Genomic DNA, 1,815 nt, shown 5'->3' with positions numbered 1-1,815 from the left:
AGACCCTTTTGCTCTCTTTATTAGCCAACCAAGTAATTCGTGTGGACTCTGACCGAAGCATTCGGCTTCGTTTAAGGAGGTGATCCAGCCGCAGGTTCCCCTACGGCTACCTTGTTACGACTTCACCCCAGTCATGAACCACACCGTGGTGATCGTCCTCCCGAAGGTTAGACTAACCACTTCTGGTGCAATCCACTCCCATGGTGTGACGGGCGGTGTGTACAAGGCCCGGGAACGTATTCACCGCGACATTCTGATTCGCGATTACTAGCGATTCCGACTTCACGCAGTCGAGTTGCAGACTGCGATCCGGACTACGACGCGTTTTAAGAGATTGGCTTACTCTCGCGAGTTTGCAGCCCTCTGTGCGCGCCATTGTAGCACGTGTGTAGCCCTGGCCGTAAGGGCCATGATGACCTGACGTCATCCCCACCTTCCTCCGGTTTGTCACCGGCAGTCTCCCTAGAGTTCTCAGCCGAACTGCTAGCAACTAGGGATAGGGGTTGCGCTCGTTACGGGACTTAACCCAACATCTCACGACACGAGCTGACGACGGCCATGCAGCACCTGTCACTGCGTTCCCGAAGGCACCAATCTATCTCTAGAAAGTTCGCAGGATGTCAAGGCCAGGTAAGGTTCTTCGCGTTGCGTCGAATTAAACCACATGCTCCACCGCTTGTGCGGGCCCCCGTCAATTCATTTGAGTTTTAACCTTGCGGCCGTACTCCCCAGGCGGTCAACTTAGTGCGTTAGCTGCGCCACTAAGACTTCAAGAGTCCCAACGGCTAGTTGACATCGTTTACGGCGTGGACTACCAGGGTATCTAATCCTGTTTGCTCCCCACGCTTTCGCACCTCAGTGTCAGTATTGGTCCAGGTAGCCGCCTTCGCCACTGGTGTTCCTTCCTATATCTACGCATTTCACCGCTACACAGGAAATTCCACTACCCTCTACCATACTCTAGTCAGACAGTTCGAAATGCCGTTCCCAGGTTAAGCCCGGGGCTTTCACATCTCGCTTACCTAACCACCTACGCGCGCTTTACGCCCAGTAATTCCGATTAACGCTTGCACCCTCCGTATTACCGCGGCTGCTGGCACGGAGTTAGCCGGTGCTTCTTCTGTGAGTAACGTCAAGCCTCATGGGTATTAACCATAAGGTTTTCCTCCTCACTGAAAGTGCTTTACAACCCGAAAGCCTTCTTCACACACGCGGCATGGCTGGATCAGGGTTGCCCCCATTGTCCAATATTCCCCACTGCTGCCTCCCGTAGGAGTTCGGGCCGTGTCTCAGTCCCGATGTGGCTGATCATCCTCTCAGACCAGCTACGGATCGTCGCCTTGGTAGGCCTTTACCCCACCAACTAGCTAATCCGACATAGGCACATCCAATAGCGCAAGGTCCGAAGAGCCCCTGCTTTCTCCCGTAGGACGTATGCGGTATTAATCCGGGTTTCCCCGGGCTATCCCCCACTATTGGGCAGTTTCCTATGCATTACTCACCCGTCCGCCGCTCGTCAGCATCCAGCAAGCTGGACCTGTTACCGCTCGACTTGCATGTGTTAAGCCTGCCGCCAGCGTTCAATCTGAGCCATGATCAAACTCTTCAGTTTAAATCATACAAGAATCCGAAGATTCTCTATTCTTGCTCAAGACAAAACTCAATTTCGACGAGTCACTGTCCTGATATTTCGTGTCCGAAATACCTCGGCCAGCGCCCACACGAATTACTTGGTTAACTTTTTAAAGAGCGTTGAGCCTCTGCTCAATCAAGGCCGCGTATTCTACATCGAATCCCGACCTTGTCAACCGTTAA

General features: G+C 53.1%; 1 rRNA gene. It reads right to left on the bottom strand.

Going from position 1 to position 1,815, the window contains the following annotated elements:
- Positions 1-72 precede the first annotated feature (72 nt).
- Positions 73-1,612: ribosomal RNA gene (locus MSNKSG1_RS00005) — 16S ribosomal RNA — on the bottom strand.
- Positions 1,613-1,815 lie beyond the last annotated feature (203 nt).

The sequence above is a fragment of the Marinobacter santoriniensis NKSG1 genome, assembly GCF_000347775.1.
GTDB classification, from domain to species: Bacteria; Pseudomonadota; Gammaproteobacteria; order Pseudomonadales; family Oleiphilaceae; genus Marinobacter; species Marinobacter santoriniensis.
Note: the sequence above shows the minus strand (reverse complement) of the source record. Positions and strands in the feature narration are given on the sequence as shown.